Annotated in this window: 33 protein-coding genes; 21 read left to right on the top strand and 12 right to left on the bottom strand. The window is 57.1% G+C overall.

What is annotated here, in order from left to right; all coding sequences use genetic code 11:
• The first annotated feature begins 4 nt into the window (after positions 1-4).
• From Q7U76_08625 to Q7U76_08610, 4 genes are all read left to right on the top strand, one after another.
• Complete coding sequence (locus tag Q7U76_08625) at positions 5-760, top strand: GDSL-type esterase/lipase family protein (GenBank protein ID MDO8356437.1); 756 nt, start codon at positions 5-7, stop codon at positions 758-760.
• A gap of 319 nt (positions 761-1,079) precedes the next feature.
• Positions 1,080-1,289, top strand: a complete 210-nt coding sequence (locus Q7U76_08620; GenBank protein ID MDO8356436.1) for a hypothetical protein — start codon at positions 1,080-1,082, stop codon at positions 1,287-1,289.
• 137 nt (positions 1,290-1,426) lie between these two features.
• Positions 1,427-1,843 (top strand): DUF5069 domain-containing protein, encoded by a 417-nt coding sequence (locus Q7U76_08615; protein MDO8356435.1) that lies wholly within the window; start codon positions 1,427-1,429, stop codon positions 1,841-1,843.
• Between the two features lie 104 nt (positions 1,844-1,947).
• Positions 1,948-2,277: a YajD family HNH nuclease gene (locus Q7U76_08610; GenBank protein MDO8356434.1), complete on the top strand. Its 330-nt coding sequence runs from the start codon at positions 1,948-1,950 to the stop codon at positions 2,275-2,277.
• 82 nt (positions 2,278-2,359) lie between these two features.
• Here the strand turns inward: Q7U76_08610 and Q7U76_08605 are convergent, their stop codons facing one another.
• The 3 genes from Q7U76_08605 to Q7U76_08595 are packed head-to-tail and all read right to left on the bottom strand — an operon-like array spanning position 2,360 to position 3,775.
• Positions 2,360-2,803 (bottom strand): group 1 truncated hemoglobin, encoded by a 444-nt coding sequence (locus Q7U76_08605; GenBank protein MDO8356433.1) that lies wholly within the window; start codon positions 2,801-2,803, stop codon positions 2,360-2,362.
• A 33-nt stretch (positions 2,804-2,836) separates the two neighbouring features.
• Positions 2,837-3,505: a MarR family winged helix-turn-helix transcriptional regulator gene (locus tag Q7U76_08600; protein ID MDO8356432.1), complete on the bottom strand. Its 669-nt coding sequence runs from the start codon at positions 3,503-3,505 to the stop codon at positions 2,837-2,839.
• A 15-nt stretch (positions 3,506-3,520) separates the two neighbouring features.
• Positions 3,521-3,775 (bottom strand): DUF2024 family protein, encoded by a 255-nt coding sequence (locus Q7U76_08595; protein MDO8356431.1) that lies wholly within the window; start codon positions 3,773-3,775, stop codon positions 3,521-3,523.
• A gap of 275 nt (positions 3,776-4,050) precedes the next feature.
• Here Q7U76_08595 and Q7U76_08590 point away from each other — a divergent pair, with 275 nt between their 5' ends.
• Both Q7U76_08590 and Q7U76_08585 read left to right on the top strand, forming a co-directional pair.
• Positions 4,051-4,332 (top strand): antibiotic biosynthesis monooxygenase, encoded by a 282-nt coding sequence (locus tag Q7U76_08590; GenBank protein ID MDO8356430.1) that lies wholly within the window; start codon positions 4,051-4,053, stop codon positions 4,330-4,332.
• Between the two features lie 140 nt (positions 4,333-4,472).
• Positions 4,473-4,658: a hypothetical protein gene (locus Q7U76_08585; GenBank protein MDO8356429.1), complete on the top strand. Its 186-nt coding sequence runs from the start codon at positions 4,473-4,475 to the stop codon at positions 4,656-4,658.
• 240 nt (positions 4,659-4,898) lie between these two features.
• Here Q7U76_08585 and Q7U76_08580 read toward each other — a convergent pair whose 3' ends face one another.
• From Q7U76_08580 to Q7U76_08565, 4 genes are all read right to left on the bottom strand, one after another.
• Positions 4,899-5,345: a hypothetical protein gene (locus Q7U76_08580; protein MDO8356428.1), complete on the bottom strand. Its 447-nt coding sequence runs from the start codon at positions 5,343-5,345 to the stop codon at positions 4,899-4,901.
• 495 nt (positions 5,346-5,840) lie between these two features.
• The gene (locus Q7U76_08575; protein ID MDO8356427.1) at positions 5,841-6,242 is read right to left on the bottom strand and encodes a globin; all 402 of its coding nucleotides are present in this window, start codon (positions 6,240-6,242) and stop codon (positions 5,841-5,843) included.
• A gap of 337 nt (positions 6,243-6,579) precedes the next feature.
• Positions 6,580-7,701, bottom strand: coding sequence for a class I SAM-dependent methyltransferase (locus Q7U76_08570; protein ID MDO8356426.1), 1,122 nt, complete (start codon positions 7,699-7,701; stop codon positions 6,580-6,582).
• Positions 7,702-7,895: 194 nt separating this feature from the next.
• The gene (locus Q7U76_08565) at positions 7,896-8,141 is read right to left on the bottom strand and encodes a DUF2630 family protein (protein ID MDO8356425.1); all 246 of its coding nucleotides are present in this window, start codon (positions 8,139-8,141) and stop codon (positions 7,896-7,898) included.
• Positions 8,142-8,382: 241 nt separating this feature from the next.
• Between Q7U76_08565 and Q7U76_08560 the strand changes: the two genes are divergently transcribed.
• The 8 genes from Q7U76_08560 (at position 8,383) to Q7U76_08525 (ending at position 13,249) form a co-directional block, all read left to right on the top strand.
• Positions 8,383-9,024, top strand: a complete 642-nt coding sequence (locus Q7U76_08560; GenBank protein MDO8356424.1) for a class II aldolase/adducin family protein — start codon at positions 8,383-8,385, stop codon at positions 9,022-9,024.
• Positions 9,025-9,387: 363 nt separating this feature from the next.
• Positions 9,388-10,479, top strand: a complete 1,092-nt coding sequence (gene ychF / locus Q7U76_08555; GenBank protein ID MDO8356423.1) for a redox-regulated ATPase YchF — start codon at positions 9,388-9,390, stop codon at positions 10,477-10,479.
• Positions 10,480-10,488: 9 nt separating this feature from the next.
• On the top strand, positions 10,489-10,722 hold the full coding sequence (locus Q7U76_08550) for a VF530 family protein (GenBank protein MDO8356422.1): 234 nt from the start codon (positions 10,489-10,491) through the stop codon (positions 10,720-10,722).
• A gap of 59 nt (positions 10,723-10,781) precedes the next feature.
• Positions 10,782-11,342, top strand: coding sequence for a YaeQ family protein (locus Q7U76_08545; GenBank protein MDO8356421.1), 561 nt, complete (start codon positions 10,782-10,784; stop codon positions 11,340-11,342).
• An 88-nt stretch (positions 11,343-11,430) separates the two neighbouring features.
• Entirely contained in the window at positions 11,431-11,751 is a 321-nt protein-coding gene (locus Q7U76_08540) for a translation initiation factor (GenBank protein MDO8356420.1), read from the top strand.
• A gap of 122 nt (positions 11,752-11,873) precedes the next feature.
• Positions 11,874-12,050, top strand: a complete 177-nt coding sequence (locus Q7U76_08535) for a hypothetical protein (GenBank protein MDO8356419.1) — start codon at positions 11,874-11,876, stop codon at positions 12,048-12,050.
• 674 nt (positions 12,051-12,724) lie between these two features.
• Positions 12,725-12,979, top strand: a complete 255-nt coding sequence (locus Q7U76_08530; protein ID MDO8356418.1) for a prevent-host-death family protein — start codon at positions 12,725-12,727, stop codon at positions 12,977-12,979.
• A gap of 9 nt (positions 12,980-12,988) precedes the next feature.
• Entirely contained in the window at positions 12,989-13,249 is a 261-nt protein-coding gene (locus Q7U76_08525) for a type II toxin-antitoxin system RelE/ParE family toxin (protein ID MDO8356417.1), read from the top strand.
• A gap of 83 nt (positions 13,250-13,332) precedes the next feature.
• Here the strand turns inward: Q7U76_08525 and Q7U76_08520 are convergent, their stop codons facing one another.
• From Q7U76_08520 to Q7U76_08510, 3 genes are all read right to left on the bottom strand, one after another.
• The gene (locus tag Q7U76_08520) at positions 13,333-14,517 is read right to left on the bottom strand and encodes a class I SAM-dependent methyltransferase (GenBank protein MDO8356416.1); all 1,185 of its coding nucleotides are present in this window, start codon (positions 14,515-14,517) and stop codon (positions 13,333-13,335) included.
• Between the two features lie 138 nt (positions 14,518-14,655).
• Entirely contained in the window at positions 14,656-16,020 is a 1,365-nt protein-coding gene (locus Q7U76_08515) for a glutamate-5-semialdehyde dehydrogenase (protein MDO8356415.1), read from the bottom strand.
• A gap of 97 nt (positions 16,021-16,117) precedes the next feature.
• A complete protein-coding gene (locus Q7U76_08510; protein MDO8356414.1) occupies positions 16,118-17,407 on the bottom strand; it encodes an MFS transporter in 1,290 nt (429 codons plus the stop codon).
• 98 nt (positions 17,408-17,505) lie between these two features.
• Here Q7U76_08510 and Q7U76_08505 point away from each other — a divergent pair, with 98 nt between their 5' ends.
• The 5 genes from Q7U76_08505 to zwf all read left to right on the top strand — a co-directional run bounded on the left by Q7U76_08505 (position 17,506) and on the right by zwf (position 22,212).
• The gene (locus tag Q7U76_08505; GenBank protein ID MDO8356413.1) at positions 17,506-18,537 is read left to right on the top strand and encodes a GntG family PLP-dependent aldolase; all 1,032 of its coding nucleotides are present in this window, start codon (positions 17,506-17,508) and stop codon (positions 18,535-18,537) included.
• A 62-nt stretch (positions 18,538-18,599) separates the two neighbouring features.
• The gene (locus Q7U76_08500) at positions 18,600-18,827 is read left to right on the top strand and encodes a hypothetical protein (GenBank protein MDO8356412.1); all 228 of its coding nucleotides are present in this window, start codon (positions 18,600-18,602) and stop codon (positions 18,825-18,827) included.
• A gap of 2 nt (positions 18,828-18,829) precedes the next feature.
• Positions 18,830-19,615, top strand: a complete 786-nt coding sequence (locus Q7U76_08495) for a hypothetical protein (GenBank protein MDO8356411.1) — start codon at positions 18,830-18,832, stop codon at positions 19,613-19,615.
• Positions 19,616-19,762: 147 nt separating this feature from the next.
• Positions 19,763-20,656 carry a decarboxylating 6-phosphogluconate dehydrogenase gene (gene gnd, locus Q7U76_08490; GenBank protein MDO8356410.1) on the top strand — a complete coding sequence of 298 codons (894 nt, stop codon included), beginning with the start codon at positions 19,763-19,765 and terminating at the stop codon, positions 20,654-20,656.
• 11 nt (positions 20,657-20,667) lie between these two features.
• Complete coding sequence (zwf, locus tag Q7U76_08485) at positions 20,668-22,212, top strand: glucose-6-phosphate dehydrogenase (protein ID MDO8356409.1); 1,545 nt, start codon at positions 20,668-20,670, stop codon at positions 22,210-22,212.
• 9 nt (positions 22,213-22,221) lie between these two features.
• On the opposite strand, the gene Q7U76_08480 is transcribed toward zwf, so the two are convergent.
• Positions 22,222-22,536, bottom strand: a complete 315-nt coding sequence (locus Q7U76_08480) for a thioredoxin domain-containing protein (protein ID MDO8356408.1) — start codon at positions 22,534-22,536, stop codon at positions 22,222-22,224.
• Positions 22,537-22,548: 12 nt separating this feature from the next.
• Positions 22,549-23,184, bottom strand: coding sequence for a GDSL-type esterase/lipase family protein (locus Q7U76_08475; protein ID MDO8356407.1), 636 nt, complete (start codon positions 23,182-23,184; stop codon positions 22,549-22,551).
• 160 nt (positions 23,185-23,344) lie between these two features.
• Here Q7U76_08475 and Q7U76_08470 point away from each other — a divergent pair, with 160 nt between their 5' ends.
• Both Q7U76_08470 and Q7U76_08465 read left to right on the top strand, forming a co-directional pair.
• Complete coding sequence (locus Q7U76_08470; protein MDO8356406.1) at positions 23,345-25,147, top strand: HEAT repeat domain-containing protein; 1,803 nt, start codon at positions 23,345-23,347, stop codon at positions 25,145-25,147.
• 16 nt (positions 25,148-25,163) lie between these two features.
• The gene (locus Q7U76_08465) at positions 25,164-26,762 is read left to right on the top strand and encodes an HD domain-containing protein (protein ID MDO8356405.1); all 1,599 of its coding nucleotides are present in this window, start codon (positions 25,164-25,166) and stop codon (positions 26,760-26,762) included.
• The last annotated feature ends 238 nt before the right edge of the window (positions 26,763-27,000 follow it).

Raw genomic sequence — 27,000 nt, 5'->3', positions numbered from 1 at the left:
AAGAATGAGTTTCAGAAACCGACGTACGCCACCCATCCGCTATCTCCTGCCTCTCCTCGTCATCTTGGGAATCACGCTTGCCCTATCACCCCTCTCACTGATCCGCGATCGCACACCCGCTTCGATAGCTCCCATCCCACAGACCGACGCCTGGTGGATAACCCAACATGAGCATGCACTCGCACGCATCCGTCAGGCTAACATCGACCTTGTCATGATCGGAGACTCCATTACCCAGGGATGGGGCAATGAGGGACGCCGCGTTTGGAACACCTATTATGGGCATCGCCGTGCCGTGAACTTGGGATTTAATGGTGATCGCACCGAGCATGTGTTGTGGCGGCTCGACCATGGCGAGATCGATGGGATTAGCCCCAAGCTGGTGGTCGTGATGATCGGGACCAACAACACCGGCGCGCATCATGATCCTCCAGAGGAGACCGCCGCTGGCATCCATGCGATTCTCACAACCCTGCGCACCCGCCTTCCAGCAGCCAAGATTCTCTTGCTCGGCTTGTTTCCGCGTACGGCCTCAGCCGATGACCCGATCCGTCTCATCAATGGGGCGGTCAATGACCACCTCCGCACCTACGCCGACAACCAGCATATATTTTTCATGGACCTCAGCCTGCACTTCCTCGACGTCAGAGGACACCTTTCTCAAGACCTCATGCCGGATTTCGTGCACCCAAATGAGCATGGGTACCAGATGTGGGCTGACGGAATGGAGGATATGATCAAGCGACTACTGGGCGAGTGATCGTGATAGACCGATCAGAAAAGACGCGGGGCTAGGCCTTACACCCCACCATGATGCGGCGCATGGTGGGAGCCGGCTCAGCTGAGTTCCGTCGCCTGTTTTCTTCGACGACACAAATGCGCATGAATACGGCTGCTTGACGCGCGGTCTTTTCGCTCGTAGCATGAATCCAGGCGTTTCAACCATGCCGACTGTCTCATCCCTCGCGCTTCCTGGCCCTTCCTTACGCGATCGATTCTCCAGTCTCCGCCGTTCCACCGCCGATATCGCTATGCGCATGGCTCTGCCAACGCGCACAGCGGAACAAGGAGCAATCCAGATGGCAGGACAAAAGCCCATTACCGACCGTATTTTCGAATGCCTGCAAGGCGCTGAGGAATGCGAGTTCGAGGCCCTCGTGGCTCGCTACCCGCAGTTCACCTGGAATGAGCTCTTTCAAGAGGTGTCTCGCTTGAATCGAACCGGGCAGGTGATCATTACAAGGAATGTGGGAATCTTTACCCTGAGGCAGGCTCCAGTGATGAAATAAACACCGGCCAGGAAACATAACCAGCCCCCTTCTGCAACGGGAGACGGAGAACTGGTTCGCCTAAGCTATATGGACCAGACCAATCTGAGCCAGTACAATGCTCCCAGGTCTTGTTTCTTTTGCGTATTCTTCCCACGATGATACTGCCACGCCCGATAGATCAGCTCGCAGGCTGTTGCTGGCTACCTCGCTTCGCCGCAAAAGTCCGTGCATCCCGTTCCAAGCAGTTGCCATTTGTGTACCGCCTGGCCTTGGGACATTCGCTCGGCATCGATGGAAGTTTCCTGCGCCAGTTCAAGATTTCTCACCGACAGTTTATCCACGCAATCGAGCAGGCACCCGGCAACGAGGCCTTGGCTCAATGGTTTCTGACTTTGCCGGCGGTGACTGACATCTCGATCAAGAGCTGGAACCGTCATGCTCCCCTACTAGGATCGAAAGGCCACCAAGGATATCTCATTCGCCATCTGATCAAATGGGTGTTGTACCCAAAGTCGGTGACACATCCTGTGGGGAGCCTGTTCGAAGCCATAGAGCAGGATGAACGACCATGAAGACAGGAACGATACCTGCTTCACTTCGCAGCCGGTGGCAAGCATTCGTCCAACACTTCCTGTAGAATCTCTCCGTAACAAGTATCTATCCTACCGGAGCTTGCATGACACGGGGCAACCAGTCTCATCAGGACCAGAGCTATCGAGAGCAGGCGCTCAAACTGTTTCCCTGGATCTGTGCGCATTGCGGCCGCGAATTCGACGGCAAAAAACTCCACCAGCTCACGGTCCATCACAAAGACCATAACCACGACAACAATCCGCCGGATGGGAGCAACTGGGAATTGCTCTGTCTCTACTGCCACGACAATGAGCACCAGCGGTATCGCGTGACTGAGACAGCTGAAGCCGCGCCCACGAGCCATGAGCAGGATCGGCCTGAGACCTTCACGCCCTTCTCCAACCTCAAGGACTTGCTCAAACACAAATCATAGTGGCACCAATAGGCGGGAGTGAAAAGACAGTTCGACATGAGTGCGAGGGATACCCGATAGGGTTCCCCCGCAACTCCAGACCTCACTTCTTCTCGACGATATCGCTCTTCATCGGGCCGAGCACACTCAGGAGTTCATCCTTCTCTGTCTTGCCGACCTTGTGGTGATCCAACGCGACCACTAGGTCTTCGACCAGCGCGCCAAATGCCGCGTCATGCACCCCCATCCCGGCGTGCGTCTGCTTCATCGTCCGCCCGGTGTACTTGCAGGGCCCACCGCTTGCCTCGCAAATCTGGTTGACGAGATGCATCTTCAGTTTCGTAAGATCCGTACTCCCGAAAAATCCATTGATGCGCGCATCGCCTCCGACATTGCCAACGAACGTCTCCACCACTGCGGTGATTGCGCCCTTACCGCCCAACCGGTCATACAACGACTTTCCCTTGGCTCCATCGGCCGCCTGCACCGATCCAGCCATCAGCACCAGACTCATGATCATCAGGCTCGCCACATTCCGCTGCTTCATCACCGTCCTCCTTATATTGATAATAAATAGGGCTTAGCGCCCCTCCCCACTTCCCAGAAACCTCTCCCATCGACGCGTCTGTTCGATCTCAGCCCCTGGTATAAATTCCGGACAATCGAGCCGCAACTGGCCTTCACCGATCGCCTTGTTCATCAACCCGCAATGATGAGGTTTCGCGGCATCAATGTGGATATGGGGCTGAAAATAGGTGCAGCCGGCGCACATCCGCACGACTGAGATCGCCCCCTGTTCTTGTAGCGAGTGAATCACCTTGGTGAGCCCCCGTAACAACACCGCTTGCTCGTCAGACGTGAGACTCTTCACGCCGGCTTGAACAACCTGTGTCCAACCCGTGACGCGCTGGGCTTCTCGTCTGCCGGCTGCCGTGAGCGTGATGACGAGTGCCCGCTGATCTTCCGCCGATCGGGCTTTGTGAACGAACTTCTTCTCAACGAGGGTCATGACCGCTTCGCTGGCCGTAGCCGCCGTCAAACACAACTCTGTCGCGACGTCATTCAGCCGAACGGGTTGGGCCCCGCGATCAGCCAGAAACCCAAGGATTTGCCCTTGCGTCGGCGTGAGCTTTCGCGCCGTACCGCCTTCCCAGGCTTGGCTTCGTAAGGCCGTCGCGATCTTGGTCAGTCCGACTGTAATATGATCGACGGTCGACTTCTCCCCCTGCAGGGGTAGCTGCTTGCCCATCTCTCGCCCCCTCTCCTATGCCGATAACGGCACGATGAATCCCCCCAACTGTCGATACGCTCGCTGCTGATGCTCCGTGAACATGGCCAGCGGCTCCTGGTGACACAACCGGCATTCCTCCGCCGTCACGGAGACTGCCGCATGCCCCTGCGCCTGCACATACTCACTGGCCAACCTAAGCGCAGTTATTTGATCGCTGGTCATGACATCAAAATGCAGGGTCTTTCCCGGCACCTCCACCCACACATCGAACACCTTCACCGTCTCCATCCCGGCCTCCCTCTGACATCGTGAATTATTTATTATTCAGGAGTCCACATCTTATAGATAGGAACACTTCCTGTCAAGCGCCACCTTCGCAGCAACGGAGAACGCTCGACACCCTACCGGCCGGGACGGCGCATCTCCTATTGCGAGATGCGTACGTCTTCTGCTTTGATGTAGACTGACGATTCTGAGACGGAGACTCCCCGTCCCTATTACCAAGGCAATCTCCGACGAACCTCTTGACGGGACTCCCCCTACCACCAATACTTGGAGCATACATGCCACATGTCTTGATCATTCATGAAGTCGAAGCCTATCCGGCATGGAAAGCCGTATTCGACCAAGCCGCAGACATCAGAAAACTCGCAGGGGAGATCAGCTATCAATTACTTCGCTACGACAACGAGACCAACCGCATCGTCCACTTCTCAGCCTGGTCTTCGCTGGACAATGCCCGTCGTTTCTTCGAGTCCCCGGAGCTCATTGCGATCAGAAAACAGGCCGGCGTGAAAGCGCCAGAGTTCATCTATCTGCACGAGATAGAACGCGGCCTGCTCTAGCCTTCAGATGGCACGCCCATTTCCCACCTTGACTCAGGCTTGCTAGCCGAATATTTTCACGCTGACAGGTCGCACAGAAGCGAGACGGTTCGGCCTCTCGAACACAGACAATCTTTACAATTACCAAGGAGGTGCGCGTGATGAGGTTCGTAAAAGTGCAGGATGAAGAACGGAGCGGTGAAGTGGCGATCAATCTTGATCTTGTCCGAGAGGCTCACTTTGGAGGGGGATTACTACACCTCTACTTCGAGCGCAGTCCTACAACACAGGATGACATGACATTTACCGGTGAGAACGCCCAGAAAATCTGGGCTGCGATGGGATAACACGGATTGGGACTGAACTGGGATGGAGGCAACGATCGACGAAAACCCCGCGCGGGGTTTCTGTGTGAGCTTATACCTCGACCTCAACCGTCGGATGGACGCGCCCCCGACGCCGCACCTCATCACAGGCGCGATGAACCATGCGGAAGTCCGGCGTATTGCGAGAGGCTCTTGCTAGAGGGCGTGCAAGATGGAAGGATCTACGGGACGAGTGCAGTCACGTTTCGAGGAACCTACACGTCAGCCAACCTCGATCGTCAGATTGTGTAAGTGCTCCATGCCAAAGCACATCAGCGTGCAATAAATCTTGTAGCTCTGTGCCCCCTTGTCTCCGGCAATGAAATCAAGGATTGCCTGTCTATTCTTGAGACTGAGCTCCTTCGTTTCCGCAACGATTTCCTTGCCATTATGCAGGGCAAATGCATGCACAAATCCACGCTGTTCCTCAGCGGCGCGCATGAGATCGCGCAAGACTTCAGAGGTCTTCTCGTCAAAAATAAATGTTACGCGCACGGATTCGCCCTTCTTCACATGGAAAGGCACGTCAATGAGACGTCCATTAGAGTCACTGAAACCGTCTTTATTGACCTTGATCTTGAACTCAACATCGGGATTTCCCGCCCCCGCATCAAGCGCGCAGACAACTGAAATAAATACCGCGATACACAGAACTAACGCTCGCTTCACAATCTGATCCTCCGTTACACATTCAACACAACACAGCCGCGAGATACGCAACACCCCCGTCGCCGACTCTCTCCCCTCACTTCATTTCTCTCGAAGTTGACGTCCACTGGCTCCTGGTGCAGAGGACAGAACGGCTCGGCTATAACGAAATCATTCACGGCAACCTAATATCTTACCTACCCTCATATGTGGCTGATGAAGATTGGAAGCGAGAGACTCGTTTTTCACCTTAGCAGGACGAAGCTTTTCTCACAAACGTTTTTGACGCGGTGGGCCCGAGGCGTTCTATGCGCGGAATCTCACAGACGATATGTGTGCATCCATTGTTGATGGCTCAGACTTGGCGGTCGATCTACCCCGGTGACATGAGCCCTCGATAGGGGGCTCAACAAGCAGGCATTCATACTGTCCCATCGGCAATGCCGCAAGAATGCGCGGCACAGGTCACTGGGAGTGGTGGCGAGCCACTCCCAGCCGTCATCCTAATTCATCAGCTCACTTGTTATACTGCGACGCGATCCGGTCGACACCACTCCGTAATGTTTTTCTCCAATCCGTCTCAAGCTCAGGCGTCATCTTCGCATCGCATGCCTTAACGGCCTTTACCAGAGAATTGATCCAGTAGTCATAGAGGTTGGGATCGATATTCATCTTCTTCTTGCTGTGACTCTCGGCGATGCGATCAATGCCCGTTTTCCCCACACCATTCCCGCCCAGATCCATGAACATCATCGAGACGCCCTGGCGCAAGAGCGACTTCTGTTTAGCCATATCCGTCTTGGCAAACATCGGCGCGATCGTGGGATGACTCGCCAGAAAGTTCTCATAGAAGAGATCAAAAAACTTGGGATTGACGCAACAGCGGCTATAACTTTCTTTCACTTCAGCGAGGGCCATCGTAACTCCTTGCTAGAGAACGGCATGATCTCCAGCTGTGCTCAACAAGGACGAAACCATAGACATTGGGAAGCACGAGCCAATGCCTACGGCTGGACCGGCCATCCGTACAATCTCTTTCGGTCCAGTCAGGCAAGACTTAACCGTCTAAGAGATTGGACAGTGCTGCCAAAATTTGACCCGAACAACGGAATGGATTGATACCGGCAGAAACGATGACGCGCGGGCGGGAAATGTTCTTTGGATCGTAAAATTCGAGCCAGTCAATTCATGCGATATCGACAGCAATAATGTGCCGCCAGTCATGATGTTCACTTTCGCCAAACGGAGCCACACCTTAGCGAACTCCGAGGCGCCAGAGGGACGTGAGTTCCGCCGCACGAGCGGCATGGAGCGGGTCCGTTTGGTCGGAGACACGGGGGTGATTCGGCCTGGCATCGATCTTACCGATCACCCTGAGCCCCGCGCTCTCAAAAACCGCGAGTAACTCTACCCGCGTCCTCAGTTCCAGATGCTCGGCAAGATCCGAGAGCAAGAGCCAGCCTTCCCCTCCCGGCTCCAGATGCGACGCTAGACCATTGAGGAATCCGTGCAGCATGCGGCTTTCGAAATCATAGATCGCCTGTTCGATGGGAGAGCTAGGCCGTGCCGGAACCCAAGGAGGATTACACAGGATGAGCTGAGCCCGGCCCTCCGGAAAGAGATCAGCCTGCACCACCTCCACTCGGTCAGTACAACCCAGTCGCGCAAGATTCTCACGCGCACAAATCAGGGCGCGAGAATCTTGATCGGTCGCGACAATATGCGGCAGGCCACGTCGGGCCAGCACCGCAGCCAACACACCCGTCCCTGTCCCGATATCAAACGCCCGCGTACAGGGTGGCAAGGGCGCCTCGGCGACCAGGCCCACATACTCGCCGCGAGTCGGCGAGAACACGCCATAGTGGGGGTGGATGCGGTCACCGAGTGCAGGAATCTCTATGCCTTTCTTCCGCCACTCATGCGCACCAATCAACCCGAGCAACTCGCGCAGAGACACCAAGGTCAGTCCTTCACTTGGGCCGTACGCTTCAGTGCAAGCTAAGACCAGGTCTGGAGCACGACGCAGGCGAATCTCGTAACCCTCGTCGAGCGCCACCAGCAACATGCCCAATGTACGGGCGCGCTGAGACTGAGCCTGCCGATGTAAATGGAAGCCTTCAGCCGGCGACGAGCCAGGCTTGGGGGGATTGCGGTCGACTCGACGCGCCATCGCATTCAGCAACTGTCGTGCATTCTGGAAGTCGCCCCTCCAGAGCAGCGCGGTCCCCTCGCAGGCCAGCCGATAGGCGGCGTCGGCGGTCATGCTGTCGTTGGCGGTGACCACGCGTGCAGGAGGTGGGGATCCCCATTCCGATCGCCAGCGCGCAGAGCAAGTCTGGCCGGCCTCGATCCAGCTCACCAACGGTGGCCCGGTCATGCCCGCACCTTACAGGCACGTATTGTATGTAGGCGGACAATCTCTGCGTTCATGTTGCATCTATGGAGGAAACCCCAGGACCACCGGGCAGGTAGGTCGTTGTTCTGGCATGTGCCCTGGTGGCAGACAGGTCAGTCAATCACATCTGAGGAGTGGCACACAGAGACTCTCGTCCACGCGCTGTCGACGAATCCCTACTGCTCATAATTCTCGACGACTTGCGGCGGACGCACCTCTGCTTCGTCCGGATCAAGCCCGACGTCGCGCAGGGCACGCCGCTGGCGCAAGAGGTCCCAGCATTGATCCAACTCCACCTGGACGTTCGCGAGGCGCTTCCGATCGGCTTTGGGGAGTGCCCCTTGCTCGTATAGCCGATGCTCCTCTGCGACAAGGTGCTGAATATGATTAAGGACCGGCTGATCTTCAACGTGATTCTCCACGAGAGCCTCCTCCCATGCGGATGTGATGGAACGGTCGGCTATGATGGTACGCCTCCCTGAAACTGTGGTCAATCGATGCATTGGCCAACGTGATGGTCTCGCGTAGGGTAACTGCTCATGCTGTTCCCCTCTGCTATCAGCCATACGCCACTCGCGCGCATTCTTCATCCTCAGCAATACTCAAGAACAGGACAGAATAGACCGATACCTTCTTATAGAGACACCTACCTATGGAGCAACCATGCTGACAGCAATCGGCGACGTCATGCGACGCGTGTATGAGCGGGGCTGGATTACGACGAGAGACGGAAATATTAGTATGCGGAAGCGTGAAGGGAAGTATCTCTACATTACCCCCTCGGGATGGCGGAAGACCATTGTGCATCCGGAGCATGTCGTGCGGATTGCAATCGTGCCCGATCCGCTGACGGGCACACTGATTCCCAAGGTCCAAGAAGGGCAGCAACCATCCGGTGAACTCTGGATGCACTGGAACTTACAACGCGACACGAAAAACACTCGGACCGTTGTGCATGTCCATGCCACGCACATCGTGGCGGCCATCTATGCCGGCTGCGACCTACAGGCGATCAGCGCCGAGTTCCCTGAAATCTCGCGCTACACCAGAGTAGGGCCAACGGTGCCTGCCTTGCCGGCCCTGTCGCGTGAATTGGCAGACGTGACGGCTGAATGCTTCGACATCGGGAAGGACGGGGCTCTGGCGTTCGATATCGTGGGACAAGCCAACCATGGCGTCTGTGCGGTGGCGACTGATCCCTGGGCCGCCTACGAACATATCGAGCGTCTCGATCACATTTGCGAAATTGTGCTCAAGAGCGGTGTGCACCGCACAATGCGTGCGAATACATCAGTTGCAGCCTAAGGAGCCTACCTCTTAATTCGTCGTTCTTTTCTCGTCCGAGGAAAAGACCCTGTAGCGCATAGCTTCTGGCCGATACCATCGCCATGGGAAACGAATTGAACTGTCGTTGTCCCTGCTACAGGCCATGCGCTCTTCGCCCCACCCTCCCACGATAGACCCTTCAGACTTCACGAACAACGCCGCCCGCTCTTGCCCTACGCGATCAGGCATCAGCTCATCTCGTCATACTGGCCAGGAGGGCTGGACCAGACCGCCTCTGAAACAGTAGAATGCACGATCCGCTTTTCCTTCCCCCCTAGCCTTACAGGCTCGTTGGAAACGGTACGACTCGAACAGCATCGCCCTTAACGTGAAGGAATTATCATGAGTGTGAAATGCGGAATCGTCGGACTACCCAACGTGGGCAAGTCGACCCTATTCAATGCGCTGACTAAGTCGGGAATCGCAGCAGAGAACTACCCCTTCTGCACCATCGAGCCGAACGTCGGCATTGTGGAAGTGCCGGATGCGCGGATGCAGGCGCTCGCCGACATCGTCACCCCCCAGAGAATGCAATATGCCACCACTGAGTTTGTCGACATCGCGGGCCTGGTCGCCGGAGCCTCGAAGGGTGAAGGCTTGGGTAACCAGTTCCTCGCCAACATTCGTGAAACCGACGGGATCGTAAACGTCGTGCGCTGTTTCGAGGACGATAACGTGGTGCATGTGGCCGGCAAGGTCGATCCGATTTCCGACATTGCGACCATCATTACGGAGTTAGCACTGGCAGACCTCACCACCGTGGAGAAATCCCAGGAACGCAACCTCAAGCTCATACGAGCCGGGAATAAAGATGCGGTGAAGCTGGGCGAAATCCTGGAACAAGTCGCGATCTGCTTGAACCAGGGCAAACCGGCCCGCACGATGAAACTGGATGCGGCTCAGATGGCCTTGCTGAAACCCCTCTGCCTCCTCACCATCAAGCCCGTCATGTACGTGGCCAACGTAGCGGAAAAGGGATTCGCCAATAATCCCCTCCTCACCCGTATGGAAGAATTCGCCGTGCGCGAAGGGGCGCCGGTCGTCGCCATTTGCGCCGCACTGGAGTCGGAAATCTCCGGACTGTCGGACGAAGAGAAGCTGGAATTCCTGACCGATGCCGGCATGGCCGAGCCGGGACTCAACCGTCTGATTCGCGCGGCCTACCAATTGTTGGGCCTGCAAACCTACTTTACCGCCGGCGTGAAAGAAGTCCGTGCCTGGACCATTCATATCGGCGATACGGCCCCACAAGCCGCCGGCGTCATCCACGGCGATTTCGAGAAAGGCTTCATCCGAGCGGAAGTGATCGGCTACGACGACTTCATCGCCTGCAAGGGCGAAGCGGGTGCGAAGGAAAAAGGGAAGATGCGGCTGGAAGGCAAGGAATACGTGGTCCAGAATGGCGATGTCATGCACTTCCGCTTCAATGTCTAACCTTCGCCCATGAGCCAGCCACCCCCTATTACTCATCCTCGCGATCCCTTGCACGGGATCACGCTAGAAACCATCATTACGGAATTGGTCGAGAAGTATGGCTGGGCCGAGATGGGAAAACGCGTCCCGATCCGCTGTTTCCTCCACGACCCTAGCGTGAAATCCAGCCTCACCTTTCTCCGAAAAACGCCCTGGGCACGGGAACGGGTTGAAGGCTGGTATATCGCGTATAAAGATATGTGAACGACTGCTGCCGACTCCGTCGACTTGCATCATTCAACAGACACAGGATCCACCACTCCATGGCCTCGAACGCGACCATCTACAAGGCAACGCTGCAGATCTCCGATATGGACCGCCAGTACTATGAGGACCATTCGCTGACCCTGGCGCGCCATCCATCCGAAACCGACGAGCGCATGATGGTACGCCTGCTCGCCTTTGTCCTCCATGGGCATGAGGCCTTGTCGTTTGGCCGGGGGGTGAGCACCGAAGAGGAGCCAGCACTCTGGCTCAAGGATTTGACTGGCGCCATCGACCTCTGGATTGAAGTGGGCCAGCCGGATGAAAAATCCATTCGCCAGGCTTGCGGCCGCGCAAAACAGGTCTACCTCTATACCTATGGCGGTCGTGGCGCCGATCAATGGTGGGAGAAAAATCTGGCCACACTTGAGCGGTTGACGAATCTGACCGTGATGAATCTTCCGCTCGACGGGAGCCGAGCCTTAGCTCAACTAGCCATGCCCAGCATGCAACTGCAATGCACCATTCAAGAAGGGCAGATCTGGATGGCGAATGGAGAGCATACTGTGCAACTGGAATTGACCCTGTTAAAACAGCCGGCCACTCCATCTGGACGATAATGCGGGTGTCGCGATGAAAGACAAGAAACGCGTGCCTACCAGTGGTGAGCCCATCCTCTGGAAGAGTCCGTTTGCAACCCTAAAGAGCATGAACCTCCCTCTGGCTCCAGAAGGCAAGACCTCTGTCACAACAAGCGACGCAGCGCGGCCCTCAACGAAAAAAAGCCGTGGGCGGGTGGATATCATTCGCCAAACCGCGCACCGAGGCGGGAAGACCGTGACGGTCGTCACCGGCTTCACCGGCATCAGTCTGGCCGAGAAAGAGACCCTTGCGAAAGACATGCAGAAAGCCTGTGGCGCCGGAGGCACGGTGAAGGAGGGCCGGATCGAAGTGCAGGGGGATCAACGGGACACCGTCTTCCGCATCTTAACCAATGCCGGATTTCGACCGGTGTTTGCGGGAGGATGAACGTCGGACGAGAACTGCCTGCGGCGCGTCAGGATTGACTTCCTCCCCCGTCCACGGTACAGGATGCACCATTATTCTGACAGCGCGTACTCACGCTTCATCCATCACTGAAAGGCCACCGCATGAAAAACGTTGAGATGACCATTGCAGGGACCATATTGACCATCAAAGTCGACCTATCCAAAGAGTTCGGGCCCTCGGCTTCGGGGAAGACGATTATCATTGCCTCAACAGAGGGAAATGTGACCATTCAGGACCGCGAAGAAAAAGTCGGACTGAACGTCTACCGGAAAAAGTAATCGGGGCATCGACTCGCACAGACCTCCCAGAACATTCGGCCCAATAGTCACCCCTCTATACCCACTCATCGGGCACGACCGCCTCCTCTATTCAGACGGCGAAAGTCCTCGACATAATCTTCATGACAGCTGACGCCTCGCCTGGTGCGGACTTGAAGACAGGATTCTGCACAGAAGGAATGATGACCAGCGTGCGATGATCGGTACGGCAAGCCGATGGGGTGAGCGAACGCGATCACGGCAACACATGCGAGGCACAGGCTGGACAGCAACGGCCCCAGCGCGCAACCATCGACGTGCGCGGCATGCAGCTAACGCACGCCGATGGACGCAGCGGGTGTGGCTTCGGCCAGGACGGCCGAAACGCAGACGGTCTTACTTCTTCTTGGCAACCTTGGCGGCGCGCTTTTCCTTCACCGTCGTGGCAGGTTTCTTCTTGGTATTTTTCTTCTGTGTCATGCCCTTAGCCATGGAGTCTCTCCTCTGATATGTGAATGAGTCATGTGGGACCGCGATGCAATCGCCACCCCCCACTTCATACCCCAATTACAAAAAAAATGGAATAGGGCCGGCGACCGGCTCTCGTCGGTTGACTTCGCTTCCTGCCCCCTGTACAGCTTGCATCATTCGAAGAGTCTGTCCATCCGACAGCAGGATGCATCAGGAGGAGCGTGATGGGTAATCCAGAGGGCAATAAAGAGCGTGAGGCGTTTGCCGATGCGATCAACCGTGCCGCATTCAGCAGCGAACGTGTGCTGTTGCGCCGACGCGGCCGAGCGGTCGCCGCGGTCGTGCCCATCGAGGATCTGCGACTCCTGGAGGCGCTCGAAAACCGTATCGATCTTGTCGATGCCCGAGCCGCGTTAGCCCAGGCCAACAAGAAAGGCGCTCAGTCGCTCGATGCGATTCTGAAAGAATTGGGGCTCTGATATTTTCCGATGATCTCCACCATTCTCCTTGCCCCACCAGCCGAACAACAACTCAGAGCCGTTGAGAAGCCGCTTCGGAAGGCCCTCGTGAAATGGCTCAATGCCATCAGGAATCATCCGCGCCCCCCAGGCGTCACAACGCTCGAAGGCGAGGACCATCTCTATCGAGTCCGCGATGGCGACTATCGGATTATCTACGCAATTCGGGACAACAATCTCATCGTGCTCGCCATCAAGCATAGCATTCGGACACCGGTCCCTCTATCCTGAACGACTCTGGCTCACTCTCATGCGAACATTCCAGAGGATGCTTTCGAGGTGAGAACGCCGCTGGCGGACTTTTTCAGCATCCGCTAGGGCTCGCCGCTGGCAATCTCTCGATAGTACGACTCCAGCATGGCCCTGCTGGTTGGCTCAACAAGCACCAACTGGCGTTGATCCAAGGTGTTGGCACAATAGAGATAGATTCCCTCCGCTGCCTGCCCAAGCTCGACATGCAGTTGACGTCCATCCGGCTCCTGCCTCGTCGTCTCGTGAAGAACCTTCTTGTCGCGCAATTGTTCCCAGACGATCTGTGCAGAAGGCCAATGGTTCTCATAGAGCGGCGCGCCAGGATCGACTGAACCTGGTTCCAGCTTCGTTCGATCGAACGGACAACCTTCGTCTGGCTCTGGTGATTCATCCCAATGAAGGGGATGCGATATTCCCCTCCCCAACAGATACAGGGGGCCATCGTCGGCAACTTCTTCGACGAGCCGGTAGCGAATTAATTCCGGCTGCTCGATTAGATCAAACCCTCGTGCAGCCACAGCCCGTTGCAACGGGACTCGTCGTGCCAACTGACGGGTTTTCTCAAATAGGATCACACGCCCCTCGGAAGAAAGCAGGTTACTCAGGCGATCGAGCCTGATGCCGATCCCCGTTCGCCGCTCAAAGTCTGCTTGCTGCTGACTCTCTCTGACACGCTCGAAGGTGTTCCAACTACAACTGGGAAGACCAGGGTCCTGTTCAGCTTGCACCAGGGCATGCGTGGCAAGGATTAGATCATAAGAGGGATTGGACGCGAGGTGCTCGAAATCGAGACAGTCAAACCGCACATTGGTCAGGCCCAGCGCCTGAGCTCGTTCTTGCGCGCGTACAATCGAAACAGGCGAGCGATCGATTCCGACGAAGGTCTTATCAGGGTACTGCTCCGCATAGAACGTCGTGAGGATGCCGACCCCACAGCCCACATCCAATATGGATCGGGCCACACCGATGCGATCCGCGACCCGAAGGCCGATGGCAAGATAATAGTCGTACCGTTGACTATACAGAATCGGCAGGATATTCGGATGGGCCGTGACATCGTAGAATGCGATCTCGTCAGCAGCAGAACCGCGACGCTTCTGCTCCACCTGCCGATGTAATGTTGTGAGGTCTTCGAAAGAGAGCGTTTCCCGCTGCCACTGGAAATAGGCCTCGTCCGACGTGAACTGCCGGAGACCCCACCAAGCCAGATGTGAATGGAGCGATGGCAACCGTGAGTCGTTGGTCATGAATGCAGCCTCGGCCCGCCAGCTCAACAGGTTTTCCCACGAGGCCGCAGGTGAGTCGAAACCGGAGGCGTACCCTTGGGGTACGTTGAGGATTTCGATGAGCCGAGAACGAAGCTGGGGAGCCTGTTCAGCAGACGCCTACGGCCTTTTGAGCATGATGGCGTCAAAATACGTCTCCGGCACCGGGTGTGGGAAACGCAACTGACCTGAGCCGAACGACACATACTTTTCGCACGTCAATTGCTCAAGCCCAATCGGCCCCTTGGCATGGAGACGCGAGCCACTGAGCCCGATATCGGCGCCCATCCCGTAGCTGTCGCCGGCATTGAGCCGGGACGACGCATTCACGAAGACGGCGCTGGCATCCACTTCGCGCGTGAACCGCATGGCCGACTCATAACTCGTCGTCGCGATCACGGCAGTGAGACAGGGGCCATGCGCCACGATATGCGCCAAAGCCTCATCCAGGTTCGCCACCATTTTGACCGCCAGAACAGGCCCCTGGAATTGGGTCTGCCAATCTTCCTCCTTGGCCGGGATGATGGAGGCATGTCCGGTCATCGCCATTTGCCCCATCAAGGCCATCGTCTTGGGACAGGCTCGGACCTCGACCTTGAACTCTTCGAGCATGCGGTTGATCAGTGGAGGCAAAAACTGTCGCCCGATGACCTGTTGCACCAGCAGCGTGTCCATCGAGTTCGACGCAATCGCCTTCTGCACTTTGGAACTAATCGCCACGTTCTGCGCCATCGGCATATCGGTGTCGGCATCCACGTACATATACGTGAGCCCGCCATCGTTGCAAAGCACCGGCATCTTGGCCTGTTCGACCACGGCTTTGCGGAGGCCGGCTCCGCCACGCGGGATAATCGCATCGAGACTCTTGCCGGACCGGATCAGCTCGACCGCCACCTCTTTTTCAGGACGGTCGATGATGATCCATGCGCCGGCCGGCACCCCGTTCGCTTCCGCAGCTTCGCGCAGTCCCGTCCCGATCGCCTGTTGCGTCAGACCCCATTCCGGCGCGCCACGAAATACACAGAGATTGCCCGATTTGAAACAGAGCGCAATCGACTCCACCGTAATGAGCGGGCTCAGTTCTGAGATGACACCGATCACCCCAATCGGGACGCGCACACGGCTGACTTGTAGTCCGTCCGGTCGTTCCCAGCGAGACGTCACGGCACCGACCGGGTCCGGCAGGTCCGCAATCATGCGGAGACGCTCAACCATTTCTTTGATATCGTCCGTCGTCATACGCAAGCGGGCGACAGCCGCTTTCATCCGATCTTTCATGACGTCGGCTTCAAATGACTTCCCGACCGCATCCACATCTTTTTCGTTTGCCGCCAGAATGATGTCTTCGTCAGCCGCCAATCGATCCGCCATTGCCCGTAGCGCCTTCTCTTTCACAGGGCCAGAGAGCAGCGCAAGCGAACGAACAGCATTGCGACATTCTTTCAATATCTTATCTATATAAAGCTTAACTGGAACTTCTGGCATTTTGAACCTCGTGAGACGTAAAACGTGACCCAACACGATCCATGCGGTCGAACGAACGGGAGACTATAACATGCGTTTTTTCTGACAGTAAACAGGACTACGCTGAACCGCCCGAGATCTTCAGAAGTCTTAGCCGCTCTTCTTCACGGGCGACGCGCCAGCCGACCCATCCCCAGAACAGAGCCAGAGGGACCAGAACCCAAGCTATCTGCCCCGCCGTGACACCCAAAGCTTTCACCCCGCTCACCATCCACCCCGTCGTCGCATCGCCTCCGCGCGAGACCGCGGTATCGATAAAGTTCTTGGCCTTATACTTCTCCTCCCGACTCACCACGGTAAACAGCACCTCGCGTGCGGGCTTGGCGATGGCATATTCCCCCACTCGCCGCACGATCGTAAAGAGCACAAAGGTGACGAGGAACGGCGTGACGGCAATCAGACTAAACCCCAGGGCGCTCGCAACGGGAAGCACAACAAGCGCCGATACCAACCCAAATCGACTGATCATACGGCTCGTGACGGTCATCTGAACGAGGAACGTCAGCACGTTCACAACCAAATCGATGAGCGCAAACAAGCGAGTGCGCCCTTGCGGGGAGGGAATCTGCTCACTCACCAGCCGCATTTGCTCCAGATACAAGAACGTCGCGGTCGTCGTCAGGAAAAACAGATAGAGACAGATGCCCAGAAGATAGGGCGACGAGAGCGCCAACCGGACCCCCGCCCAGATACTCCCGCCAATCGGTTCACCCTGCCGACTGATCTGACCCGAAGGTCGCGCCATCGCCCATCGATCCAGCCGATAGATACAGAACCCGCAGGCCACTAGAAATCCTACCGAGATGAGCAGTAATGCGGGAACCGGGACGACATAGGTGAGTCCGGTCGTGAGTAGCGGACCGACCATCGCACCGATACTGCCGCCGGCAGCGATCACGCCGAACAGCCTGACGCCCTGCATCGGCGTAAACAGATCGGCCATGAAACTCCAGAACACCGACACGACAAACAGATTGAAGACGGACAACCAGACGAAGAATGTGCGGGCGGCCCACTGGGGAGAGAGGTGGCTCGTCATCGCCACAAAAAACAGGATCAAGTTGAGGCCGAAAAATGCGTACACCGTCAGCAACAACCGATATCGCGGGACACGGGCGGAGAGCCATCCGAACAGAGGCGTCACCAATAGGAGAGTGACGAAGGTGGCGGTCATCATCCACGGCAGATGCTGCACACCACCCTGGATCGCCATCTCATCGCGTACAGGCCGCAGGATGTAGTACCCGCAGAGGAGGCAGAAGAAATAGAGGAATGCCCAGCCTACCGGGACGGCTTCGTCCGGTTCTGCATCGGTCACCGAGGGGAGCACCTTTCGAAGCCACGCCATAGGACCGGCATCCTGCCGTGACAACCTCTCCCGCGCAAGGAGAAAATTTGCTAGAATGCGCGCGGCTCACAATCTTACGACACACATACGGACATCGAATGATTGACCTGCGCAGCGATACCGTCACCAAACCCACCGACGCCATGCGAAAAGCCATGGCCGCTGCAGAGGTAGGAGACGACGTCTACGGAGAAGATCCCACCGTCAATCGCCTCCAGGACATGGCAGCCGCGATGTTCGGAAAAAAGGCCGCGCTCTTCGTGCCGTCCGGCACCATGGGCAATCAACTCGCCATTCGCCTCCACACGCAACCGGGCCAAGAAGTCATCGTGGAGCAGACCGCACATATCGTCCGTTACGAGCAGGGCGCCGCCGGAGCGCTAGCAGGCGTCCAACTCCATTGGGTCGCGGGAACTCGAGGTCTCATCTCAGCGGAGCAGGTTGAGGCGGCCATCCGCCCCATAGACCCGCATACCATTCAAACAGGGCTGATCTGCCTGGAAAACACCCATAACAGCGGCGGCGGAACGATTTACCCGCTGGCGACGATTGAACGTATTCGCGCTGTGGCGGCTACCCATGGCATCCCGATGCATTTGGATGGTGCACGGTTGTTCAACGCCATCGCGGCCACCACCCTGCCACCAGCCTCCTATGCCCAGCACTTTGATACCCTGTCGGTCTGTCTCTCGAAAGGCTTGGGTGCGCCGGCCGGCTCACTGCTCATGATGAACGATCTCGCCCTCTTCGAACGGGCGAAACGGCTGCGCCGGATGTATGGCGGTGCGATGCGGCAGTCCGGTATCCTGGCCGCTGCAGGTATCTATGCGCTGGAGCACCATGTCGCACGGTTGAAAACGGACCATGTTCACGCCAAGCAATTAGCTCGACGACTGCAACGGATTCCGACGGTCAAGGTCAACCCTCAGGATGTCGAGACGAATATCGTCATGTTCGAGGTCATCGGCCACCGCCTCACGCCCCCTGCGATCGTCGCCGCATTGAAAGAGGAAGAGCTCTTGATCAATTCGGTCGGTGGCACAAAGTTTCGGGCCGTCACCCATCTGGGTATCTCCACCGCCATGACCGAACAGGCCGGCGAAATCGTGGCCCGCCTGTTGGGAGAGTGACTCGCTCGCTCATTGACTCCTCTCCCACCGAAATCTAGAATGCCGCAGATCATGGAGTACCAATGCCATTAGAAGTTGTGTCGTTCAAACAAATCGGCCGGATCCTTGAAGTCACCGACTCGCTCGGCCTGAATCGCGAATGGGTTGAAATCCCGTTGTCCCCGGAAAGCCCAGGTGTTGTCCGGCGATTGACCAATGGCAAATTGGAAATCATCGTCGATGCGGACGAACCGTTCGAGGACTGGCTGGGATCGCTCCCGAAACATATTCAGCTCGCACAGAAAGTCTAATCATGGATAGCCCCGTTACCCATCCCACGCCGACGTCAGAAGAGTTGAACGCCGAACTGCTGGCCATGCCGGAACCGCCGGAACAACCGGACCCCATCACCGAACCGGGATTCGAAGAGCTCGTCACGGTGGCCTTGCGCCATGTCCGCGGCCGCCGCGGAGGCGATCTCGTCAGTGTGATCCTCGTGGGGTCCAGCGTGCGGCGCGCCATTACGACTCACAGCGACATCGATCTCATCGCGCTCGTGAAAGGACAGGCCGACGGCCACGAGATCGTCCGTGTCGCCGATCGTCTGGCCGACATCCGTTATCGCGGACATCATGAGCTTGAAGAGGATCTCCTCTACTCCCCGCGCCTCCCCTCTCTGCTACGAAAAGCCCGCATCCTCTTCGATCACGAGGGCATCGGCGCCAAACTCCTCGAACGAGCCAACCAGCGCTTCCGGCAAGGCCCCCCAGCCGTCAGCATCAATGAACAGATTCGCATGAAGGCAGAATGTTTCCATTGGCTGGGAAAAGCGCGAGATTTGGCCGATAAGCCGGCAACCGCGCAATATATCCTCTCGTTATTTTTCGAAGACATCATTAACGCGTTTTTCAGACTTCGGGGCTTCTGGTTGACCGCGCCGGTCGAGGCGCCAAAGTTCATCGCCTCCCGCGATGCCACACTGGGCGACCTGGCTGGTCGGTTTCTCACAGCCTCGACTCTGCCCGAGCGGCTCAACTTAGGCCGCGATCTAGCCGATATCCTCTTTAAGGACGTCCCAAATCCTGCCAGAATCGACTGACAGGCTCCGGATCGATCATCAGACTGCCGCCTGACGAGGCTCGTCAGCTATTCATCCATCATGCAGGCCTGATGGAACAGAGGCTTCGCATGAGGCCCGTGATCTGCGTAACGCCGTCCTGTCATGACCGCACCAGAAGGAGTCATTATGGAAATCGGATTTATCGGGCTCGGGAAAATGGGCATGAACATGGTCACCCGGTTGCAGCGCGACCGGCACCGGGTCGTCGTCTACGATCGATCGGCGGATTTGATCAAACAGGCCGTAGGAGTTGGCTGTGTCGGTGCCTCCTCGTTAGTCGATCTAGTCGGCCAAATCAAGGCTCCACGCGCGGTCTGGATCATGGTCCCCTCCGGCGCCCCGACAGAAGAAACCGTACAGGCCGTCGCAGCGCTGCTCCAGCCAGGCGACACGGTCATCGACGGCGGTAACACCAGGTTTCACGACGATGTACGACGGGCCGCGGATCTCAAGAAAAAACAGCTGCACTATGTCGATGCCGGGACCAGCGGAGGCGTCTGGGGATTGAAAATCGGCTACTGCCTGATGGTCGGTGGCGATGAGGCGCCGGTGAAACAGCTCGCGCCGATCTTTACGACATTGGCACCGGAACAGGGCTGGTCTCACGTCGGTGGAGTGGGCGCCGGGCATTATGTGAAAATGGTCCATAACGGCATCGAGTACAGCATGATGCAGGGTTATGCAGAAGGCTTCGAGCTCATGGCGAAAAGTGACTACAAGCTCAACCTCGCCAACATCGCAGACCTCTGGATGCATGGGAGCGTCGTCCGCTCCTGGCTCTTGGAACTGGCAGCGGGCGCCTTGAAAGAGGATCCACGGCTGGAACAGTTAAAGGGGTACGTGCAGGATTCCGGCGAGGGCCGTTGGATGATCGCCGATGCGATTGAGAAGGATGTCCCAGTCCCGACCCTCGCGACGGCTTTGTTCACGCGATTCCGATCGCGACAGAGCGAATCCTTTGCAGAAAAGATGCTGGCGGCCTTGCGAAATGCCTTCGGCGGCCATGCCGTTCGCCGATAGCCAGGAGCCCTATGCCACCGACTAGCCCACGTATCGATATCAGCCCCTCCAAGGAAACGATCCCTCCGGTCGAGCCCTGTACGCTCGTCATCTTCGGCGGATCCGGCGATCTGGCACGCCGGCGGCTGATTCCCGCCCTCTATAACTTGCTCCTCGACGGGCTCCTTCCATCGAACTATGCCGTGATCGGGTTAGGCCGCAAGTCAATGACGGACGAAGAATTCCGTGCCACGGTTCGCGAGGGCGTGCTCACACATTCCCGGCAGGCCCTGGCAGAGGACACATGGAAGGACTTCGCGCAACATCTCTTCTTCGTATCGGGTGAAAATGAGGACCCGAACACCTATGCCAGACTGAAGTCACGGGCAGAAGACATCGAGCGAAACCTCACGTTGCCCGGCAACCGGATTTTCTACCTGAGCATCCCTCCGAGTTCGTTTTCATCTGTGTGCGAGGGGCTCGAGCAAGCCGGATTGGCCACGAAGCCGGAAGCACAGGCCCCCTACGCCCGCATCATCGTCGAGAAACCGGTCGGACGCGACTTAACCTCCGCCAAGGCCATCAACCAGGTGACCGGACGCGTGTTCGACGAATCGCAGATCTTTCGCATCGATCACTACCTGGGGAAAGAGACCGTTCAGAATTTGATGGTCGTCCGGTTCGCCAACAGCATCTTCGAACCGATTTGGAATCACAAATACATTGACCATGTGCAGATCACGGTGAGTGAAGCAGAAGGCGTCGGAACCAGAGCCAGCTACTATGAAGAAGCCGGTGCCCTGCGCGATATGGTGCAGAACCACATGCTGCAGCTACTCTGCCTGGTCGCGATGGAGCCCCCCTACTCGCTCGATCCGGATGTCGTACGCAACGCGAAGATGGAAGTCCTCCGTTGCCTCAGGCCTATTACCGATCAGGATGTCGAACAGGTCACCGTCCGTGCCCAGTATAGTGAAGGCACCGCCCATGGATCGCCCATTCCGGGATATCGCCGCGAGAACGGCATTCATCCTGACTCCAAAACGGAAACCTATGTCGCGCTCAAATGCTTCGTGGAGAACTGGCGCTGGGACGGCGTGCCCTTTTATCTGCGCACTGGGAAAGCACTCCCTCACCGGGCCAGCGAGATCGCCGTCCAATTCAAAGACATCCCGCACATCCTGTTCAACGCCAACGCACAGCAGCGACAACCGCCGAACGTGCTGGCGTTGCGTATCCAGCCTGAAGAAGGGCTCTCGCTCCGCATCGTCTCGCGCGTGCCGGGCACCCGCGCACAGACCCACCCGGTAGAAATGGACTTTCAATACAGCGACGTCTTCGGCCGCCCGTCGCCGGAAGCCTATGAGCGGTTACTCCTGGACGTGATGGCCGGCGATGCCTCACGATTCATGCGGCGCGACGCCGTCGAAGCGTCCTGGGCCTGGGTCACTAAGATTCTGGAAGGATGGCAAAAGCAAGGGTTGCGCTGGTTGCCTGAATATCAGGCCGGCACGAGCGGACCGGTCGAGGCCGATCGCCTCATTGAACAGGATGGACGGACCTGGCGGACCTTGTAGCGACTCCTCTCACGTCAACCGCAGCTGTTTAAAAATCTCCTCTTTAGTCCCCAGCCCACCGATAAAACGCTCGAATGTTCCCTGACGATAGAGCGCGAGCACCGGTAACGAGTGGACCTCCAGCTCCGCTGGGATTTGGAAATTCTCCTCCACGTTCATGGTCAGGATCAGCACTTTGCTTGTGACATCGGGCTCCAGTTTTTCGAGTTCCCGCATCAGCGCGCGGCAACCCCCGCAGCCTGGTTTCCAGAACTCCACCAACACCGGTACCCCTGCCTGTTCCACGACCTGATCAAAGTCCCGATCGGTCACCTCACGCATCATGATTGCCGCTCGTCACGATAGGCTCCCGGGTGTTGCCGCAAATATCTCCTTGTACAAACGCTCAGCCAATAGCCGATATCCGGCGGTGGTCAGATGCAGACCGTCGTTGGAGTACTGCGCCGCAAGTTGCTGTGTCTCGGGCTCCGCCGTGGCAGTGAAAAGATCGAAGGCCGCCAGCCGCTTCGATTCGGCGTAGCGGAGAATCAACCCGTTGAGCCAGCGCCGCCGATCAAGATGTTCCGCGCACCACTGCCGCCCCTCTTCACTATGCAGATCGTCACCCACCCTGATTGATGGCACAGTGACCGGCACCGGCGTAATCCCCGCCGCGGAAGCCAGCTCATACATCTTCAGCAGATTGCGCATGATGTCCGCCGGTGCGGCATTCCACCCAAGATCGTTCGTCCCGCCGAGGATCACCACATGTGTCGGTTGATGGCTCAGCACAGCCGATCGAAATCGCATCGCCATTTCACCGGTCAGCTCACCACAGATGCCGCTGACTGATACGCGCACGGAAGGTCCGGTCAATTCTTGAAGGAATCGCCCATAGGGCGTCTCCGCCCCTTGAGGATTGTCCACAGTGGGCGACTGAAACCCTGCCGTAAGGCTGTCTCCAAAACAGACAATGTGGCTGGACGTATTCATCACGGTGAACCGGATTCTACCGACTGCACCACGGGGTTCACAATGCCCTTGTGCAGGGACTGAAAGAAGGAGGAATCCCTCAGTAATTCCTGGGGGCGCAGTTGGTGAAGAGCGGCTATTTCCTTGACGATTCAGCACCTCCAGGATACGACTACTCACTATGGACGAACTCACGACAGAGGGCCGCGCACTCCCCATCGCGCCCGTAAAAGAGCCGCCGAATCCCGAGTTATCATCAGTCAAGCGGCTCCTGACACTCTTGGACAAAACCGCGAAGTCCAGTCGGACATACGGGGCCGCAAACCCTGTGGCGCAGAAGTTCTTCCAACAATTATTCGAAGGACTCACGACCCACCTCGCCACCTACTCCAAATTGGCGTTTCTTGTGCAACGCTCTGAGTTGTACTTCAACGGAGAAGTCGTCTATCAAGCCGAGCAAGGCTCGAGTACGGAAAGTGTCGCGTTCAAACTCTACTCGGATGGCATCAGGGAGCTGACATTTCTCGAAGGGCTTCCCGCTGAAGACCTCTCATTCTTGCTCGACTCCCTGTGGGGCAGCCTCAATCCGAATGAAGAAAACGATGACGATATCGTGACTCGCTTATGGGCGAAGAACCTCTCGACCATCACTGTAGTCACAGCCGAAGAGATCGCCAAGGCCTCGACCGGTGGCGATGTCTTTGCACTCCCTATGGCTGGAACCATGGAGGCGCCGGAGTCGAGCCTCAGAGACCTTCTTGACCGGGAACAGGCCAAAGCCAGGAAAGAGAAGGGACCTGGAGTCGATGGCGGCAATGTCTCGGGGAACAAGTCGGCGGGAGGGGCGAGCCGATTCCAGTCCGGTCACGTAGGTTATGACGTGACCGAAACGGAATTAGCCGAACTGGCAAAGGAGATCGAGGCCGAGAGCACCAGGGATAACACCACCTATCTCTTGGACATGCTCACCGCGATCCTGGCATCGGAAAAATCTGCGGCGATTCTGACCAAGCTACTCGATCTTTGGGGAAACGTCCTCGACTCATTGGCAGCCCAAGGAAAATGGGTCGTGCTGGATAGCGTGCTTGGACTCTTACATGTCACCGCTGAGGTCAGACCGGATCTCGGCGAAGATCAGAAAACGCAACTGGCAGCATTGCTCGACAGCCTTGGCCGCCCCGAACGCATGAAGATGATCGAGGCCTATTTGAACAGGACCCCCGGCGCCACCACGGAAGGATTACCGGCGGTGCTGCTGTCGATGACGTCAGCAGCCGTCCCTGCCTTATGCACCCTCTTGGGAAACCTGGAAACACCTGTCCATCAAGCGATCGCGGCAGAAGCCCTTGAGGCACTCGCAAAAGATCAACCGGATCACCTGCTTAGAGGATTGTCAGACCGCCGCCCACGTTATGTGAAGAACCTGCTCACGATCCTGCTCAAATGGAACGATCCACGATTTGCAGACGCGATTGAAAAACTGGTGCGCTATCCGGATATCCAGGTACGGAAGGAAGTCATCCGAGCGATCGGGATCTTCCGTCCCAACGGTAACGGCATGAAACTGATTGCGTTCATGCACGATGCCGAGGAGTCGGTGCGGTTCGCGGCGCTCAAGCTGCTCATGACCGGTCAATATAAGGCATCCTACTCCGCTTGGTCCCCCCTCATCTCGACGGACACATTCATGGATCGAACCCTAAGTGAAAAACGCGCGGTGTTCCTCGCCATGCGCGCCACCAGTGGCGATGAGGTCATCCCCTACTTTGAAAATTTGTTCACGGAATGGTCCTGGACCAATCGCAAGAAAAAGGAAGAGCTCGCCGCCCTCGCCGCCGAAGCATTGGGGAAACTGGCCAGCCCGACCGCTCTCATTGCTCTTGAGTTGGGGCAGAAAAAAGGCGGCGCCTCTGTGCGGCAAGCCTGCACCGCGGCACTCGCCCAAGCTCAACGACAGCAGCAGCTCAAACAGGCTGCATCATAAGTAAGGAGCCGTTGCCGTGAGTGACTTCAAAATCAAAGAGACCCCAGCCGCGGACGAACAGGCCCAACCGATCCTCACCCACGAAAAATCCCTGTCTCAGAAAATCGCCCGTGGCTCGGAGGCCGGGGACATTCTGGACCAGCAGATGGTCATGCTGGGCATTCAGCTGGTCACGCAGCTGAACGTCTTGCTCAAGAGCTCCCGCATCTATGACCGCACCAACTCCGCGTTGGATAAACCCGTCGACACGATGCTGACCTTGATTAAAACCATGGCGCACGATCAACCGGTCACCCTCCGTCTGCAAAACGACTTCTTGTTTCTCGGAGACAGCCACTTAAAGGTGAACGCCCAACAGATGGCCGTGGCCACCAGTATCATCGACGTCTTGAACCTGTGGAAGATCGGCGGAATCACCTTCTCGATGACCGCGGAGTCGAAAGATCTTCGTGAGTTTGCTGCGCTGTTTGTCAGCCTTGATTCGCACACCTCAACCATCGACGACCTTCAAAAAGCATTTACCGCACGGGGCATCACCGGCATCGAATTAGAAGAGCAACGGCAACTGCGAGTCCGAGAAGCAGCCGAAGTGAATGGAGGCAACGGAACCGGAACGGCGGAAAGCAAGGGATCGGACGGCACAGAAAACGCCGACCCCAAAATGCAGCGGAAGGTAAACGCCAAGAACGGCTATGCCAAAGTCGCAGGATCGGTCGGCACACTGACGCAATCAGTCCGTGATGGCGGAACGGTCAGCTTTAAACAAGCGAAGCGGGCGATCCAAAACATCGTCGATCTCATGCTGGACGACGAAGCGACGGTTCTCGGGCTTACGACCCTTCGTTGTCATGATGAATACACCCATAATCACTCGGTCAATGTCTCTCTGCTGTCCATTGCGCTGGCCAATCGCGCCGGCTATCCCAAAGTGGAACTGGCCGACCTCGGCCTTGCGGCACTGTTCCACGACATGGGCAAATCCACCATTCCCATGGAGGTCCTGAACAAACCGGGCGAGTTTACCGATGAGGACTGGGTGGCCATGCGCAATCATCCTACGGAGGGAGTCCTGAGTCTGTCGAAACTGAGAGGCATCACCAATCTCCCGGGCCGCATGGCCGCGGCCTCCTTCGAGCACCACATGAACCTGGACTTCTCCGGCTATCCAAAGCTGACCGTGCCCTGGACCGTCTCACTGACCGGTCGCATCCTCACGATCGCAGACTGTTATGACGCTATGACCTCTTCCCGCGTCTATCGTCGGGAGCCCATGTCCCCCTCGAAAGTCTTGAATATGATGTTCTCAAAGTCCGGCAAGGCCTTTGACTCAGTACTGCTCAAACTGTTCGTCAACTGTGTCGGCATCATCCCCATCGGCAGCCTGGTCATGTTGGACACGAGTGAACTAGCCGTCGTGCTCAAGCCAGCCGTCGATAAAGCGAACGCCGAACGGCCGTTCGTCAAGGTCATCACCGATCCTCAGGGGGACCCCGTCGAGCACGGACGGGAGATCGACCTCACAGAGAAAGATGAGATCGGAGATTTCCGCCATAATATTATTCGTTTGATCGACAATACGGAGTATAAGTTCGATACCAGCCGCTACTTCCTATAGCAGGATGTTGAAAAAGTCCGCCAGCTTCGTTCTCGCATCGTTCAGACCCTCAACGTACCCTACGGGTACGCCTCGGCCCTTCACTCGCTGCGGCCTTGCTGAACGAACTTTTTGAACATCCTGCCTCCGCCGATCTCTTGACAGCGCCTCCCCCCCCAGTTATTCTCGCAACCGTTCTATTGATCGCAGTTTTCACCAACAAGGAGCGCGCGTTATGCATACAACGGGAATTCTCTTG

The sequence above is a fragment of the Nitrospirota bacterium genome (assembly GCA_030645475.1).
Lineage (GTDB): Bacteria > Nitrospirota > Nitrospiria > Nitrospirales > Nitrospiraceae > Palsa-1315.
This window is presented reverse-complemented; position numbering and strand designations above follow the sequence as displayed.